The organism is Pseudomonas sp. P106(2024) (genome assembly GCF_057480815.1).
This window is the reverse complement of record NZ_JBLIYU010000015.1, coordinates 15692-32457: the sequence shown is the minus strand read 5'-3', so window position 1 is coordinate 32457 and position 16766 is coordinate 15692. Positions and strand designations below refer to the sequence as shown.

Below are 16766 nucleotides of genomic sequence, written 5' to 3'. Positions count from 1 at the left end.
GTCGGAGAACCCTCGTAATGCCCGATCACGATGTACGCCTGCAACAACTGACCGCCTGGCTCACCGGGCAACTGGAGAGCCTGTTCCGTAGCAACGCCTGGGGCGAAGTGCCCACCGGCAGCCTGACCGCCGCCAGCAGCGATGCGAGTTTCCGCCGTTACTTCCGCTGGGAGGGCGCCGGCCACAGCTTCGTGATCATGGATGCGCCGCCGCCGCAGGAAAATTGCCGCCCGTTCGTCGATATCGACCACCTGCTGGCCACGGCGGGCGTGAACGTGCCGGTCATTCATGCCCAGGACCTGGAACGTGGCTTCCTGCTGCTGGGCGATCTGGGCCGCCAGACATACCTGGACATCATTGATTCGGACAACGCCGACGCACTGTTCGCCGATGCCATCGATGCGCTGCTGGCGTTCCAGCGCCTGCCGATGGACGCGCCACTGCCCAGCTACGATGATGCCCTGCTGCGCCGCGAGGTGGAGCTGTTCCCCGAGTGGTACGTGGGCCGTGAGCTCGGCCTGACTTTCAGCGAAGCGCAGCAGGCCACCTGGCAACGGGTCAGCCAGGTGCTGATCGACAGCGCCCTGGCCCAGCCAAAGGTGCTGGTGCACCGCGACTACATGCCGCGCAACCTGATGCACAGCGCCCCCAACCCGGGCGTGCTGGATTTCCAGGATGCCGTCTACGGCCCGGTGACCTACGACATCACCTGCCTGTTCAAGGATGCCTTCCTCAGCTGGCCGCAGCCGCGCGTGGAGGGCTGGCTGCGTGGCTATTGGGAAAAGGCCCGCGCCGCCGGTATCCCGGTGCAGTCCGAGTTTGAAGCATTCCACCGCGCCAGCGACCTGATGGGCGTGCAGCGCCACCTCAAGGTCATCGGTATCTTTGCCCGTATCTGCCACCGTGACGGCAAGCCGCGCTATCTCACCGACGTGCCACGCTTCTTCGCCTATATAGATGAAGTGATCGCTCGTCGCCCCGAACTGGCCGAGCTGGGGCAACTGATTGCCGAGCTCAAGGGCGAGGCGCGTTCATGAAGGCAATGATCCTGGCGGCAGGCAAGGGCGAGCGCATGCGCCCGCTGACCCTGCATACGCCCAAGCCGCTGGTGCCCGCCGCCGGCAAGCCGCTGATCGAGTATCACCTCGAGGCGCTGGCCCGCGCCGGTATCCGTGAAGTGGTCATCAACCATGCCTGGCTCGGCCAGCAGATCGAGGACCATCTGGGCGATGGCAGCCGCTTCGGCCTGCGCATTCGCTACTCGCCGGAGGGCGAGCCACTGGAAACCGGTGGCGGGATCTTCAAGGCGTTGCCGTTGCTGGGGGATGCGCCATTCCTGTTGGTCAACGGTGACGTCTGGACCGACTACGATTTCGCTGGCCTGAATGCTCCCCTGCAAGGGCTGGCGCACCTGGTGCTGGTGGACAACCCCGGTCATCACGGACGTGGCGACTTCCGCCTGGCGGATGGCCAGGTGAGCGATGGTGACGACGCCCCGGGAACGCTGACCTTCAGCGGTATTTCGGTGCTGGATCCGGCCCTGTTTGACGGATGCCGGCCCGGCGCGTTCAAGTTGGCCCCGTTGCTGCGCAAGGCCATGGCCGACGGTCGAGTGAGTGGTGAGCACTACCGTGGCCACTGGATCGATGTCGGCACCCTCGAGCGCCTGGCCGATGTCGAGCGCCTGATCGGCGAGCGTGCCTGACATGTGGTGGCCGAGCACAGTGATTGGTGCCGGTGCCGGTTTCGCCGTGGCCAGCATTCCGGGTGCGTTGCTGGGGGCGTTGCTGGGACAGGCCATGGATCGGCGTCTGCGACTGCAGGGTTGGGAGGATGTGCGCGAGCGCCTGGGCGGGCGCCCGGCGCTGCGTGACGAGGAGCTGCTGTTCGTCCTGCTCGGGCGTCTGGCCAAGAGCGATGGCCGGGTGGTCGAGGGGCATATCCAGCAGGCGCGTCAGGAAATGTCGCGTCTGGACCTGGCGGAGCCTGCGCGGATGCGGGCGATTGCCGCGTTCAACCGCGGCAAGTCGGGCAAGGGGCGGCTGGGGCACTACCTGCGCCGGATCAAGCTGCAGCCTCATGGCCCCGAGGGTACCTTGCGTGCCTGCTGGCGGATGGTCTGGGCCGATGGCAAGGCAGGTCGCCAGGAGCGTGACCTGTTGCTGGGCTGGGGGCAGCAGTTGGGCCTCAGTCGCAACCAGGTGCAGGCCATGTCGCTGGAATATGAACCGCGCAAATCGGCGATCGAAGGCGGTGCCATGACCTATGCGGCGGCATTGAGGCTGCTTGGGGTGGAGCCGGACACCGAGGCGGACAAGGTCAAGCAGGCCTATCGACGTTTGCTCAGCCGGCATCACCCGGACAAGTTGGTGGGCAGCGGTGCCAGTGAGGCCAAGGTGCGCGAGGCGACCGAGCATACCCGCGAGTTGCATCAGGCCTATGCCATGATTCGCAAGCGGCGCGGGCTTTAGGTTTGCCATCGTGGGGCAGGCCCGCTCCCAGATTGTTGGAGTTGGCTTGTCCCTCGATACGCCTCACTCTTCCTTGGGCTTCAGCCAGCCGCGCACCCGGCGCAACAATTGCTCCTGCTCGGCGGCCTTGTTGCCCGGAACGACCATCAGCGACAGCTGCCGGTACTGGCTGTTTTTCTCGCGCTTGCTGGCTTGCAGGCGCTGTTGGGCGGCCAGGCGATCCTGGGTTCGGGTTGTGTAGTACAGATCCGCCGTCGGCACCTTCAAAGTCGGCGTCACGCTCAGCAGGTCGTGCTCCACCCTTGCCGGCGTCTGTGCGGCGACCATCACCAGCTTCTGTACCTGGGGCGGCTGTTTCTCGCTGAGGTAGCGTGCGGCCCAGTACGCGCCACTGCCGTTGCCCAGCAGCACGATGCTGCGCGCTTTCTGCTGCTGGGCATAGGCCACGGCGGCGTCGAGGCGTGCGAAGATGCGTTGGGCATCCTCCTCGCTGGTGTGCTCGTCGGCCTCGACCGCGTCGGTGCTGTCGGCCGCGTCCGCCTCGGGCGCAGTGGCCTGGGCGACATTGGCGTTGGCATCGGCTGGCGTGTCCTTGGCCGGGGCCGACTCGCCTTCTTCCTTTTTCGGTGCGATCACCGGCTTGGCTTCGACACGGGCCTGCGGGCGTTCTGCCAGCAGGTCGGGCAGGCTCACGCTCAGGGTGCTCCATCCGACATCGGGGAAGCCACGGCGCAGCGGGCCGACGGTGGTTGGCCAGTCGGCGCTTTCGCCGGCACCGGGCACAATGATCAGCGCGCCTTGCGGATCGCTGTCGTTGGCCGGCTTCCACAGCGCCAGGAAGTTCTCGCCATTGGCCTGCAAGGTCTGTTGCTCGGCCTTGGGCACCTGGCGCTCCAGGGCCAGGGCGTCGTCCTGGCTACGTTCGAGCAGCGGTGGACGGGGAGCAGGGGTGGCCGCTTCTGTGGCGGCCTGCGGTGCTTCGGCGTCGGCGGCCTGAGCGCCGAGCGGCAGGAGCGAAGCCAGGCAGAACATTGCCAGCGTCGTGCGATAAAGTGTGAACATCGATCAATCCAAGGCCAGAATCATACCGGCAGCCTAATGGTATTTGCCCGCGACGGCCACGCCAGGCGGCCGTCATTGCCAAGACGAGCGTAGAGATGAAGCGAGTGTGTTGCCTGTGGGTTATCGGCTGGTTGTGTCTACCCTTGATCGCCCTGGCAAAGCCGCAGGCGCCGCCACCTGTGGTGCTGGAGCCGGCCCAGCAGCAGTGGCTGGATGAGCACCGCGGCCTGCGCGTCGGCCTGGTGCTGCAGGCCCCCTATGCCCAGTTCGACCGCCGTCTGCAGCAATTCTACGGGGCCAACGTCGAACTGGTCGGTGCCCTGTCCCAGGCATTACGGCTGGATCTGACCTGGCGCGGCTTCCCGGACCAGGCCGCGCTGGAGCACGCGTTGCAGGCGGGCGAGATCGATTTCGCCCCGGGCCTGACCCAGACCCCCGCCAGCCTGCGGCTGTGGCTGTTCAGTGACCCTTATATGCGTGTGCCGCAACTGGTGGTCGGGATGCGCAGTGGCGCGGTGGCCGTGGATCTGGAGAAGCTGAACGCCAACGAGCGGGTGGCTGTGCGCATGCCAGGAGCCCTTGCGGACTACCTGCGGAGCAATTACGGCAATCTCAACCTGCAGGGCGTACCCAATGAGCGGGAGGCGCTGCAGCTGGTGCTGGGCGGGCAGGCCAGCTTCGCCGTGCTGGATGAAGCGCAGCTGAGCCGGCTTTCCCGCGAAGGCGAGTTTGCAGACCTGGCGGTGGTGGGCGATATCGGCTTGCCGCAGTTGCTGCGGGTCGGCTCGCGACGCGACTGGCCCGTGCTCGCCGATATCCTCGAACGCGCCTTGCAGGCGCTGCCGGCCAAGACCTTGGAGCAAATGCACCAGCGCTGGCTGCAGCCCAAGTACCCGCGTTTTTCCGAATCGGCCGGCTTCTGGCAGAACCTAGCCCTGCTGTTCGGCCTGCTGCTGCTGTGTGCCCTGGCCACCCTGTTCTGGCAGCGTCGCCAGCAGCGCGGCCTGGAGCGGGGCTTGCTGGCGGCCCGGGAGAGTCTGGTGGAGCGTCAGGTGCGCGAGGAGGCCTTGCGCCTGAGCCAGTTCTCCATCGACCAGAGCACGGTGGGCATCCTCTGGGTCAACTGGGACAGCCATGTGCGCTACGCCAACCATGCCGCCGAGCGTATGCTGGGCTTCGCCGAGGGGGCGTTGCTGGAGCGGCCGCTGGTCGATATCGAGCCGAATCTGAAGATGGATCGCTGGCTGGAGCTGTGGAAGCGCGCCCGCACCGGGGGCGACAGTGAGCAGCAGTTCGAAAGCCAGTGCCGGCGCGCCGATGGCAGTCTGTTTCCGGTCGAGTTGTCGTTGTCGTTCCTGCGTTTTCGCGATGCGGAGTACCTGGTGGTGTTCCTCGCCGATGTCACTGAGCGCCGGCGCGACCTGGCCGCGTTGCGCGAAAGCGAGGCAAGGCTCAAGGGTATTGCCGGCAATGTGCCGGGGCTGGTGTTCCGCCTGGAGCGTGACCCGGCCGAGGGCGACCCGGAGTTCCCCTACATCAGCGAAGGCAGCGAGGCGTTGGTCGGTTATACCCCAGCGGCGATCCAGCACCCGCAGATGGGGCTGCGCAACCTGGTCCATCCCGAGGACCGCGCCGACTATCACCGGGTCCAGGACCTGGCCCTGGCCAGCGACCGGGATTGGTCGTGGCAGGGCCGTATCCTCACTCGCCAGGGTGAGCAGCGCTGGGCCGACATCAAGGCGACCACGCGGCGCCTGGCCGATGGGCGCATGGTGTGGGATGGTGTGGTCTGGGACATCACCCAAGGCAAGCAGGCCGAGCTGGCCCTGGCCGCCTCCCAGGAGCAACTGCGTGAGTTGTCGGCGCACCTGGAAAGCGTGCGCGAGGAGGAAAAGGCCCGCATCGCCCGTGAGGTGCATGACGAACTCGGGCAGATGCTCACGGTGCTCAAGCTCGAGGTGTCGATGTGCGAGCTGGCCTACGCCGAGCTGGATGCCGGGCTGCATGAGCGCCTGGCTAGCATGAAGCGTCTGATCGCCCAACTGTTCCAGGTGGTGCGTGACGTCGCCACTGCGTTGCGCCCGCCGATTCTCGATGCCGGAATCGCCTCGGCCATCGAGTGGCAGGCACGGCGTTTCGAGGCCCGCACGCAGATCCCCTGCCTGGTCGAGGTCCCGGAGCAACTGCCGCCCTTGAGCGATGCCAAGGCCATCGGCCTGTTCCGCATCCTCCAGGAAGCGCTGACCAACGTCATGCGCCATGCCCGGGCGCACACCGTGCAGATCGCCCTGGTCGAGGAGGGCGGGCAGTTGCGCATGACGGTCATCGACGATGGCGTGGGGTTCGCCGTCGATGCGGCTCGGCCGACTTCGTTCGGCCTGGTGGGGGTGCGTGAGCGCGTGCTGATGCTGGGCGGCGACATGACCCTGGAAAGCGAGCCCGGCGAAGGCACCAGCCTGAGCGTGGCGATTCCTTTGGCGTAGGAGAGAACGATCGTGATTCGAGTGCTGGTGGCGGAAGACCACACCATCGTCCGTGAGGGCATCAAGCAGTTGATTGGCCTGGCCAAGGACATGCAGGTCGCCGGCGAGGCGGGCAATGGCGAGCAGTTGCTGGAGACTTTGCGCCATACCCCTTGCGAAGTGGTGCTGCTGGATATCTCCATGCCAGGGGTGAACGGCCTGGAGGCCATCCCGCGGATCCTGGCATTGAACAACCCGCCGGCGATCCTGATGCTGTCGATGCACGACGAGGCGCAGATGGCCGCGCGCGCGCTGAAGGCCGGGGCGGCGGGCTACGCCACCAAGGACAGCGACCCGGCGCTGCTGCTCACCGCGATTCGCCGGGTTGCCGGGGGCGGGCGCTATATCGACCCGAGCCTGGCCGACCGCATGGTCTTCGAGGTGGGGCTGACCGAAACCCGGCCGTTGCACACGCTGCTGTCCGAGCGCGAGTTCTCGGTGTTCGAGCGCCTGGCCCAGGGCGCCAACGTCAATGACATCGCCCAGCAGTTGGCGCTGTCGAACAAGACCATCAGCACCCACAAGGCGCGTTTGATGCAGAAGCTCAAGGTCAACTCGCTGGCGGAGTTGGTGAAGTATGCGATGGAGCACAAGCTGGTCTGATTGCGACATGCACCCGGCTGACACGGTTCTTTGTAGGAGCGGCCTTTCCGAGGCGTCGGACCGGTCGGAAAGGGCTGCGAAGCAGCCCCCGGGCTTCAGCTTATATGCACATATTGCCGGGGCTGCTCTGCAGCCTATCGCGACACAAGGCCGCTGCTACAACGGAATGTGTCTGTCCTGAAAGCGCCATCCTTGTAGGGCAATCCCTACAGCAAGTCCTCCATCCGGATGATGGCAATCTCTCAGCCCCCCCGATTTGCGGGCGCTTGCGCCTCTTCTACGCTGTGCCCACGCAGTCATTCCAACAAGAAGGTGCAGGGCATGAGCGAGGCGAATTCGAACGAGACGCTGGTCAGCTTCCGAGGTGTGCAGAAGAGCTACGACGGCGAATCGCTGATCGTCAAGGACCTCAACCTGGACATCCGCAAGGGCGAGTTCCTGACCCTGCTCGGCCCGTCCGGCTCGGGCAAGACCACCAGCCTGATGATGCTGGCCGGCTTCGAGACCCCCACCGCCGGAGAGATCCAACTGGCCGGGCGCTCGATCAACAACGTGCCGCCGCACAAGCGCGACATCGGCATGGTGTTCCAGAACTACGCGCTGTTCCCGCACATGACCGTGGCCGAGAACCTGGCCTTTCCGCTGAGCGTGCGCAACCTGAGCAAGACCGACATCAGCGAGCGGGTCAAGCGCGTGCTCGGCATGGTCCAGCTCGACGCCTTCGCCAAGCGCTACCCGGGCCAGCTCTCCGGCGGCCAGCAGCAGCGCGTGGCCCTGGCCCGCGCCCTGGTGTTCGAGCCGCAGCTGGTGCTGATGGACGAACCGCTCGGCGCCCTGGACAAGCAACTGCGCGAACACATGCAGATGGAGATCAAGCATATCCACCAGCGCCTGGGCGTGACCGTGGTCTACGTGACCCACGACCAGGGCGAGGCGCTGACCATGTCCGACCGGGTGGCAGTGTTCCACCAGGGCGAGATCCAGCAGATCGCCGACCCGCGCACTCTCTACGAAGAACCGCGCAACACCTTCGTCGCCAACTTCATCGGCGAGAACAACCGCCTCAGCGGCACGTTGCTGGCCAGTGACGGCAATCGTTGCCAGGTGCAGCTGGCCCGGGGCGAGCGGGTCGAGGCGCTGGCGGTGAACGTCGGCCAGGCCGGCGAGCCGGTGACCTTGTCGATCCGCCCGGAGCGCGTGCGCCTGAACGGCCACAGTGAAAGCTGCGTGAACCGCTTCTCCGGCCGGGTGGCTGAGTTCATCTACCTGGGCGACCACGTGCGGGTGCGCCTGGAGGTTTGCGGCAAGGCCGATTTCTTCGTCAAGCAGCCGATCGCCGAGCTCGATCCGGCCCTGGCCGTGGGCGATGTGGTACCGCTGGGCTGGGCGGTGGAGCACGCCCGCGCGCTCGACCCGATTGCCGAAGCCCATTGATGGTTTGCTTCACCAACCCTGAACTGTGGAGAGAATAATAATGCGCAAGCAGTTGAAACTGACCGCCCTGGCCCTTGGCCTGTTCGCAGCCGGGCAGGCCCTGGCCGCGGACCTGACGGTGGTGTCGTTCGGTGGCGCCAACAAGGCGGCCCAGGTCAAGGCGTTCTACGAGCCATGGGAGAAGGCTGGCAAGGGCAAGATCGTCGCCGGGGAGTACAACGGCGAGATGGCCAAGGTGAAGGCCATGGTCGACACCAAGAGCGTGTCGTGGAACCTGGTGGAGGTGGAGTCGCCGGAGCTGGCGCGCGGTTGCGACGAGGGCATGTTCGAGGAGCTCGATCCGGCCCTTTTCGGCAAGGAGAGCGATTACGTGAAAGGCGCCATCCAGCCGTGCGGCGTGGGCTTCTTCGTTTGGTCCACGGTCCTGGCCTACAACGCCGACAAGCTCAAGACCGCGCCCACCAGTTGGGCAGACTTCTGGGACACGAAGAAATTCCCGGGCAAGCGCGGCCTGCGCAAGGGCGCCAAGTACACCCTTGAGTTCGCCCTGATGGCCGACGGCGTCGCGCCGAAAGAGGTGTACAAGGTGCTCGGCACCAAGGAAGGCCAGGACCGCGCCTTCAAGAAGCTCGACGAACTCAAGCCGAGCATCCAGTGGTGGGAAGCCGGCGCCCAGCCGCCGCAGTACCTGGCCTCGGGTGACGTGGTCATGAGCTCGGCCTACAACGGTCGTATTGCCGCGGTGCAGAAAGAAAGCAACCTCAAGGTCGTGTGGAACGGCGGCATCTACGACTTCGACGCCTGGGCCATCCCGAAAGGCGCCAAGGATGTGGAAGAGGCGAAAAAATTCATCGCCTACACCGTCCAGCCCGAGCAGCAGAAGACTTACTCCGAGAACATTGCCTACGGCCCGGCCAATTCCAAGGCCGTCCCGCTGCTGGCCGATGCGGTGAAGAAGGACATGCCGACCACGCCTGAGAACATCGCCAACCAGGTGCAGATCGACGTGGCCTTCTGGGCCGACAACAGTGAACAGCTGGAGCAACGCTTCAACGCCTGGGCGGCGAAGAAGTAACCCTGTAGGAGCGGCCTTGTGTCGCGACGGGGCGCGTAGCGGCCCCGGGATCTTGGCATCATGCATGCCCGCCGGGGCTGCTTCGCAGCCCATCGCGACGCAAGGCCGCTCCTCCAGGGTCCGCGCCAACCCAGTCCCCACCCCTGTTTCCCCCGGAGTTCGCCATGGCCATTGCAGTGCCCCTCAACGAAGGCGCGGGTAAAAGCCTCAAGCAGCGCCTCAAGCATGCCGAGCGGGTCAACCGCTGGAAGGCCCAGGCGTTGATCGCGCCGCTGGCGCTGTTCCTCCTGCTGGTGTTCCTGGTGCCGATCGCGGCGCTGCTGTACAAGAGCGTCGGCAACCCCGAAGTGGTCGCCGGCCTGCCGCGCACCGTCGAGGCGGTGGCGCAATGGGACGGCAAGAGCCTGCCCGGCGAGGAGGTCTACAAGGCCCTGAGCCAGGACCTGGCCGAGTCGCGCAAGAACCAGACCTTGGGTGACCTCTCCAAGCGCCTGAACATGGAGCTGGCCGGCTACCGCAGCCTACTGGCCAAGACCGCGCGGGCGCTGCCGTTCAAGGAAGAGCCCGCGTCCTATAAAGATGCCCTGCAAGCGCTGGACGAGCGTTGGGGCGACCCGGCCTACTGGCAGGCGATCCGCCGCAACACCAGCACGGTCACCTCCTTCTACCTGCTGGCCTCGGTCGATCATCGCATCGACGACCTTGGCGAACTGGCCAAGGCCACGCCTGACCAGGCCATCTACCTGGATATCTTTGCCCGCACCCTGTGGATGGGCGTGGTGATCACCGCCATTTGCCTGGTGCTGGCCTATCCCTTGGCGTACTTGCTGGCCAACCTGCCGACCCGGCAAAGCAACCTGCTGATGATCCTGGTGTTGCTGCCGTTCTGGACCTCGATCCTGGTGCGGGTGGCAGCGTGGATCGTATTGCTGCAGTCGGGTGGGCTGATCAACAGCGCGCTGATGGCCATCGGCATCATCGACCAACCGCTGGAACTGGTGTTCAACCGGACCGGCGTCTACATCTCGATGGTGCACATCCTGCTGCCGTTCATGATTCTGCCGTTGTACAGTGTGATGAAGGGCATCTCGCCCAGCTACATGCGGGCGGCGATTTCCCTGGGTTGCCATCCCTTCGCCAGTTTCTGGCGGGTGTACTTCCCGCAGACCTATGCCGGTGTCGGTGCCGGTTGCCTGCTGGTGTTCATCCTGGCCATCGGCTACTACATCACCCCGGCGCTGCTGGGCAGCCCGAACGACCAGATGGTCAGCTACTTCGTCGCCTTCTACACCAACACCAGCATCAACTGGGGCATGGCCACCGCCTTGGGCGGGCTGTTGCTGCTGGCGACCGTGCTGCTGTACCTGATCTATAGCTGGCTGGTCGGCGCCAGCCGTCTGCGCCTTAGCTGAGGAGCCTTGTCATGCTGAGCCCCTACATGTCGCCCGTGGAACGGGTGTGGTTCTACAGCCTGCGCATCCTGTGCGGTCTGATCCTGTTGTTCCTGGTACTGCCGGTGCTGGTGATCATCCCGCTGTCGTTCAACAGCGGGAGCTTCCTGGTGTATCCACTGCAAGGTTTTTCGCTGCACTGGTACCAGGACTTCTTCGCCTCCGCCGAATGGATGCGCGCCCTGAAGAACAGCATCATCGTGGCTCCGGCGGCCACGGTGCTGGCCATGGTGTTCGGCACCCTGGCGGCGATCGGCCTGACTCGGGGCGACTTCCCCGGTAAGTCGCTGGTGATGGCGCTGGTGATCTCGCCGATGGTGGTACCGGTGGTGATCATCGGCGTGGCCAGCTACCTGTTCTTCGCCCCATTGGGCATGGGTAACAGCTTTACCTCGCTGATCCTGGTGCACGCGGTGCTGGGCGTGCCGTTCGTGATCATCACCGTGTCGGCGACGCTGCAGGGTTTCAACTACAACCTGGTGCGCGCGGCAGCTAGCCTGGGGGCCTCGCCATTGCTGGCCTTCCGTCGGGTGACCTTGCCGCTGATCGCCCCTGGGGTGATCTCCGGGGCGTTGTTCGCCTTCGCCACGTCGTTCGATGAGGTGGTGGTGACCCTGTTCCTCGCAGGGCCCGAGCAGGCAACCCTGCCACGGCAGATGTTCAGCGGCATACGCGAGAACCTGAGCCCGACCATCGCGGCGGCGGCCACCTTGCTGATCGCCTTCTCGGTGATCCTGCTGCTGACCCTGGAGTGGTTGCGCGGGCGCAGCGAGAAGCTCAGAACCCAGCAGCCAGCCTGACTGCCGCGAAAAGGGGCGCTTGGCGCCCCCTGTCGGGCGCCTGTTGATACCGATCAGCCCTCATCGGCTTCCCTGAGTTACAATGCGCGCCACCGTGATTCTGCCCAACAGGTGCGCCATGCAGCCCTACGCTATTGCCCCCTCCATTCTGTCCGCCGATTTCGCCCGCCTGGGCGAGGACGTCGACAAGGTCCTGGCCGCCGGGGCCGACATCGTCCACTTCGATGTCATGGACAACCACTACGTGCCCAACCTGACCATCGGCCCGATGGTCTGCAGCGCCCTGCGCAAGTACGGCGTGACCGCGCCGATTGACGTGCACCTGATGGTCAGCCCGGTCGACCGCATCATCGGCGACTTCATTGAAGCTGGCGCGACCTACATCACCTTCCACCCGGAAGCCAGCCAGCACATCGACCGCTCGCTGCAACTGATCCGCGACGGCGGCTGCAAGGCTGGCCTGGTGTTCAACCCGGCTACCGGCCTGGATGCGCTGAAGTACGTGATGGACAAGGTCGACATGGTCCTGCTGATGAGCGTCAACCCTGGCTTCGGCGGGCAGAAGTTCATCCCCGGCACCCTCGACAAGCTGCGCGAGGCCCGCGCCCTGATCGATGCCAGCGGCCGCGACATCCGCCTGGAGATCGACGGCGGCGTCAACGTGGGCAACATCCGTGAGATCACCGCCGCCGGCGCTGACACCTTCGTGGCCGGTTCGGCGATCTTCAACGCCCCGGACTACAAGGAAGTCATCGACAAGATGCGTGCCGAAATGGCGCTGGCACGCGCATGAGCGGCTTCGAGCAGCTGTTCCCGGGGACACTGCCCAGGCTGGTGATGTTCGATCTGGATGGCACCCTGATCGATTCGGTACCCGACCTGGCCGCAGCCGTCGACCGCACGCTGCTCGAACTCGGGCGACCGCCCGCAGGCCTGGAGGCGGTGCGCCACTGGGTCGGCAATGGTGCCCAGGTGCTGGTGCGCCGGGCCCTGGCCGGCGATATCGATCACGCCGCGGTGGACGACGAGCTGGCCGAGCGCGCGCTGGCGCTGTTCATGGAGGCCTATGCCGACAACCATGACCTCACCGTGGTCTACCCCGGCGTGCGCGACACCCTGCGCTGGCTGCGCAAGCAGGGCGTGGAGATGGCGCTGATCACAAACAAACCCGAACGCTTCGTCGCCCCCTTGCTCGACCAGATGAAGATCGGTCGCTACTTCCGCTGGATCATCGGCGGCGACACCCTGGCGCAGAAAAAGCCCGACCCGGCGGCGCTGCTGTTCGTCATGAAAATGGCCGGCGTCAGTGCCGAACAATCGCTGTTCGTCGGCGATTCGCGCAGCGACGTGCTGGCCGCCAAGGCCGCCGGCGTCCAGTGTGTCGGCCTGAGCTACGGCTACAACCATGGCCGGCCGATCGACGACGAGTCGCCCAGCCTGGTCATCGACGACCTGCGCCTGCTGCTGCCCGGTTGCTTAGTCACCGACACTGGGATAACGTTGGCGGACCTTCAAGCCCCGCAAAGCAGAGACAACAACGTGGTGGTTACCGGCAAATTCTGGATGAAAGTCATCAAGGCACTCGCCCGCTGGCGCTGGCGCGCCTGACTTCTGCCCACCGGCGCCTGCCGGTACATCCGTTTGCCCGCTCCCCATTGCTGCTTGCCCTGAGGCTACACATGACCCGCGAAGAATTCCTGCGCCTGGCCGCTGCCGGCTACAACCGCATTCCCCTGGCCTGCGAAACCCTGGCCGACTTCGACACCCCGCTGTCGATCTACCTGAAGCTGGCCGACCAACCCAACTCCTACCTGCTCGAGTCCGTGCAGGGCGGCGAGAAGTGGGGCCGCTATTCGATGATCGGCCTGCCGTCGCGCACCGTGCTGCGCGTGCACGGTTACCACGTCAGCATCCTGCAGGATGGCGTCGAGGTGGAAAGCCATGACGTCGAGGATCCGCTGGCCTTCGTCGAGGCGTTCAAGGATCGCTACAAGGTCGCCGACATTCCTGGATTGCCACGTTTCAACGGCGGCCTGGTGGGCTATTTCGGCTACGACTGCGTGCGTTATGTGGAAAAACGCCTGGGCGCCAGCCCCAATCCGGATCCGCTGGGGGTGCCGGATATCCTGTTGATGGTCTCCGATGCCGTGGTGGTCTTCGACAACTTGGCGGGCAAGATGCACGCCATCGTGCTGGTCGACCCGGCCGAGGCGCAGGCCTTCGAGCAAGGGCAGGCCCGCCTGCAGGGGCTTCTGGACACCCTGCGCCAACCGATCACCCCGCGCCGCGGCCTGGACCTGAGCGGGCCGATGGCCGCCGAGCCGGCATTCCGCTCCAGCTACACACAAACCGACTACGAAAATGCCGTGGGACGCATCAAGGAGTACATCCTGGCCGGCGACTGCATGCAGGTGGTGCCGTCCCAGCGCATGTCCATCGACTTCAAGGCCGCGCCCATCGACTTGTACCGGGCGCTGCGCTGCTTCAACCCGACGCCGTACATGTACTTCTTCAACTTCGGCGACTTCCACGTGGTCGGCAGCTCGCCAGAAGTGCTGGTGCGGGTCGAGGACAACCTGGTCACCGTGCGGCCGATCGCCGGCACCCGCCCGCGCGGGGCCACCGAAGAAGCCGACAGGGCGCTGGAAGACGACCTGCTGTCGGACGACAAGGAAATCGCCGAGCACCTGATGCTCATCGACTTGGGCCGCAACGACGTGGGCCGTGTGTCGGCCACCGGCAGCGTGCGCCTGACCGAGAAAATGGTAATCGAGCGTTACTCGAACGTCATGCATATCGTGTCCAACGTCACCGGCCAGCTGGATGAGGGGCTGACGGCCATGGACGCGCTGCGGGCGATCCTGCCGGCCGGTACCCTTTCCGGCGCGCCGAAGATCCGTGCCATGGAGATCATCGACGAGCTGGAGCCGGTCAAGCGCGGCGTCTACGGTGGCGCTGTGGGCTACTTTGCCTGGAACGGCAACATGGATACCGCCATCGCCATCCGTACCGCGGTGATCAAGGACGGCGAACTGCATGTGCAGGCCGGTGGTGGCATCGTCGCCGACTCGGTGCCGGCGCTGGAGTGGGAAGAAACCATCAACAAGCGCCGGGCGATGTTCCGCGCGGTGGCGCTGGCCGAGCAGACCTCCAAGTAAATGGATCGGGGCCGCAACGCGGCCCCGACAACTCAGAAGTCCAGGCTCAACGCCACGCTCACGCCCTGCTGGCGCAACTCATCACTCTTGCGCCAGTTGTAGTTCCCCCGCAGGTTCACCCCCGGCACCAGTTCATGGGTCAGCCCCAGGCTGGCGCGGGTCAGGTTGCTGTGCGGCGTATAGCCGGTCAAGGTGAAGTCGTTCGCCGGCAGGCTGGTCAGGTGCATGCGCAAGTCCTGCTGGTCGTCTTCGAACTCGTGCTCGCGGGCCACCTCGGCAAACAACCTGGTCGTCGGCAGGAGCTGCACGCTCCCCAGCAGGCCGGCCCCCAGCCGGCGTGACGTGCGCTCCTGATCGTCGAAACCGAGCGCCGTGGAGCGGCCGCTCTTCTCCTCATATCCATCGACCTTGACCCGCGCATAGTCGGCGCTGATGAACGGCGCCAGTTGCCAGCGGCTGCTCTCGGCCGCCAGGTTGTAGCCCACCCGGCCAGTGACGGCCCAGGCCTCGCCATCGCTGTCGCCTTTCTCGCTGCGCTCACCAACGCCCAGGGCGAAGGTGCGCTTGAGGTCGCGATAGTCCAGATGCCCGGCGGTCAGTACCGCATCGGCCCACCAGTGATCCTGACGGAACTGGGCGAAGGCGCTGGCCAGGTAGCTGTCGAGTTTGTAGTCGGAATCTTCCTGGCCGGCCTCGAGCTTTTGCCGGTATACGCCCGCCGCCAGCCCCACGCGCCAGGCGTCATCCAGCCGATAGCTGCCGCCGAGGGTCAGGTTGTAGCCGCGCCCGTCGCCACTGGCGGCGCTGCGCTGGCTGCCGAAGTCCAGGTCCTGGCCACCGGTGGCGACGAACGCCTGCCATTGACCGACCGCCTGCCAGGGCGTCTGCCACTGATTGCGCAGCTCATCCTGGTGGGCGCGGAGGCTGGCGTGGGCGATTTCCGGCAGCAGTGTCAGCTCCCAGGGCGCGGCGAGGATCGAATAGGCATAGTCGGCAATCAGTTGCTGGCCGGCGATGGTCGGGTGCACCGAGTCGTTGAACAGCAGCCGGGTCGGGTCCGGCGTCGTGCCGTTCGCCCCGTAGACCGGGTTGCCCACGCAGCCGTCGCCGCTGTAGCAGGTGCCGACCAGGTTCTGGTCGGCGGCCAGGCCGAACAGGGCGGGACTGGTCAGGGCCTCCCGCAGCAGTGCCGGGACATTCAGCGGGATGATCTCTGCGTCGATCTGTCCGAGCCGGTTGACCAGCGACTGGTTGAACACGCCGGACAGTTGCGACAGCGGCCCTTGCTGGGGCGTGCCGCTGAAGTTCGGCGTTTGCCCCAGGTCCGGCAGCAGCCAGACCATGATGTAACGCGCGCCGCCCTGTTGCAGCGCCTGGGCGCTGGCCGCCAGACGGGCACCGGCGGCGGCCGCGTCGGCGGGGCTGTTGACCAGGCCCTGGAGGAAGTCGTTGCCGCCACCGGTCAGGTAGTACAGGGCATTGGGATCGGCCCGCAGGCCGTTGGCCAGGTAGCCGTCACGCTCGCGCAGCACCGTGCCCGCGCCGAGACGACCGGGTGGGATGACGGCTTGCGAGGTGTCGGTGATCGAGTCGAGGATCTGCTGCGTGGTGTAGCCGCCCACGGCCCAGTTGTTGCCATCCGGCGTGCCTTGGAGCTGGTTGGTCAGCGACGTCGAAGGGCCCAGGCTGGTACCGGAGAAGCCCAGCTTGCCACCCAGGATCATTGGCGATACCGGCGCGTAGTTGCCATTGGCATCGCGGTTGGTGAAACGCATGCCTGGCGTGCCGCCGGTCAGGTCGGGAAACTGCCCGGCGTCGCTGAGGCTGTCACCGAAGACGATGAGCGACGCGTAGGGGGAGGGCGCGGCCAAGGTGGCCTGGCTGCAGGCGAGGGCGAGCATGCCGAGGGTGGCGTGCAGGAAGGGGGTCTTGCGCATGCATGAATATCCTTTTCGTTGTTTTTATGAAGGCAAGCCGCATGACCATAGCAAATCGCCGGTCTTTGCCCAGCATGGCAATGGTTTCCCGGTGTTTAGGGGGCATATTGCACCCGCCGCCCCGGTAGGTTACTGTCCCGGAACGTATGAACGAGACCTACCCTGTGTTGATCGTCAGCAAACTCTTGATGCGCGTTATCAAGGCCGTCGCCCGTTGGCGTTGGCGCGCCTGACTTTTTCTCCTGCCGGTTCG

At 65.6% G+C, this 16766-nt stretch carries 14 protein-coding genes; 12 read left to right on the top strand and 2 right to left on the bottom strand.

Features of this window, described 5'->3' with window-relative positions; translation table 11 throughout:
* Nucleotides 1-17 precede the first annotated feature (17 nt).
* Genes AC25M7_RS20730 through AC25M7_RS20720 form a run of 3 tightly spaced genes read left to right on the top strand, consistent with a single transcriptional unit; the run spans nt 18 to nt 2471 of the window.
* Nucleotides 18-1037 carry an aminoglycoside phosphotransferase family protein gene (locus AC25M7_RS20730; protein WP_062362974.1) on the top strand — a complete coding sequence of 340 codons (1020 nt, stop codon included), beginning with the start codon at nt 18-20 and terminating at the stop codon, nt 1035-1037.
* Entirely contained in the window at nt 1034-1705 is a 672-nt protein-coding gene (gene murU / locus AC25M7_RS20725; protein ID WP_207852231.1) for an N-acetylmuramate alpha-1-phosphate uridylyltransferase MurU, read from the top strand. The genes AC25M7_RS20730 and murU overlap by 4 nt, the downstream gene beginning before the upstream one ends.
* A gap of 1 nt (nt 1706) precedes the next feature.
* Nucleotides 1707-2471, top strand: coding sequence for a TerB family tellurite resistance protein (locus tag AC25M7_RS20720; protein WP_028689026.1), 765 nt, complete (start codon nt 1707-1709; stop codon nt 2469-2471).
* 63 nt (nt 2472-2534) lie between these two features.
* Here AC25M7_RS20720 and AC25M7_RS20715 read toward each other — a convergent pair whose 3' ends face one another.
* Nucleotides 2535-3533, bottom strand: coding sequence for an alpha/beta hydrolase family protein (locus AC25M7_RS20715; protein WP_186594668.1), 999 nt, complete (start codon nt 3531-3533; stop codon nt 2535-2537).
* A gap of 95 nt (nt 3534-3628) precedes the next feature.
* Between AC25M7_RS20715 and AC25M7_RS20710 the strand changes: the two genes are divergently transcribed.
* From AC25M7_RS20710 to trpE, 9 genes are all read left to right on the top strand, one after another.
* Nucleotides 3629-6016 (top strand): PAS domain-containing sensor histidine kinase, encoded by a 2388-nt coding sequence (locus AC25M7_RS20710; RefSeq protein WP_486971404.1) that lies wholly within the window; start codon nt 3629-3631, stop codon nt 6014-6016.
* 9 nt (nt 6017-6025) lie between these two features.
* Nucleotides 6026-6658 carry a response regulator gene (locus AC25M7_RS20705; protein WP_175406173.1) on the top strand — a complete coding sequence of 211 codons (633 nt, stop codon included), beginning with the start codon at nt 6026-6028 and terminating at the stop codon, nt 6656-6658.
* A gap of 321 nt (nt 6659-6979) precedes the next feature.
* Nucleotides 6980-8092, top strand: a complete 1113-nt coding sequence (locus AC25M7_RS20700; RefSeq protein WP_028689022.1) for an ABC transporter ATP-binding protein — start codon at nt 6980-6982, stop codon at nt 8090-8092.
* Nucleotides 8093-8132: 40 nt separating this feature from the next.
* Nucleotides 8133-9167 carry an ABC transporter substrate-binding protein gene (locus tag AC25M7_RS20695; protein ID WP_028689021.1) on the top strand — a complete coding sequence of 345 codons (1035 nt, stop codon included), beginning with the start codon at nt 8133-8135 and terminating at the stop codon, nt 9165-9167.
* Nucleotides 9168-9331: 164 nt separating this feature from the next.
* Nucleotides 9332-10579: an ABC transporter permease gene (locus AC25M7_RS20690; protein ID WP_028689020.1), complete on the top strand. Its 1248-nt coding sequence runs from the start codon at nt 9332-9334 to the stop codon at nt 10577-10579.
* Between the two features lie 11 nt (nt 10580-10590).
* Entirely contained in the window at nt 10591-11418 is an 828-nt protein-coding gene (locus AC25M7_RS20685) for an ABC transporter permease (RefSeq protein WP_028689019.1), read from the top strand.
* Between the two features lie 118 nt (nt 11419-11536).
* Entirely contained in the window at nt 11537-12211 is a 675-nt protein-coding gene (gene rpe / locus AC25M7_RS20680) for a ribulose-phosphate 3-epimerase (RefSeq protein WP_028689018.1), read from the top strand.
* Nucleotides 12208-13026 carry a phosphoglycolate phosphatase gene (locus AC25M7_RS20675; protein ID WP_069016572.1) on the top strand — a complete coding sequence of 273 codons (819 nt, stop codon included), beginning with the start codon at nt 12208-12210 and terminating at the stop codon, nt 13024-13026. Before rpe ends, AC25M7_RS20675 begins: the two co-directional genes overlap by 4 nt.
* Before the next feature lie 71 nt (nt 13027-13097).
* Nucleotides 13098-14576, top strand: coding sequence for an anthranilate synthase component I (trpE, locus tag AC25M7_RS20670; RefSeq protein ID WP_028689016.1), 1479 nt, complete (start codon nt 13098-13100; stop codon nt 14574-14576).
* Nucleotides 14577-14608: 32 nt separating this feature from the next.
* Here trpE and estP read toward each other — a convergent pair whose 3' ends face one another.
* Nucleotides 14609-16513, bottom strand: a complete 1905-nt coding sequence (gene estP, locus AC25M7_RS20665) for an esterase EstP (protein WP_486971403.1) — start codon at nt 16511-16513, stop codon at nt 14609-14611.
* Nucleotides 16514-16766: the final 253 nt, after the last annotated feature.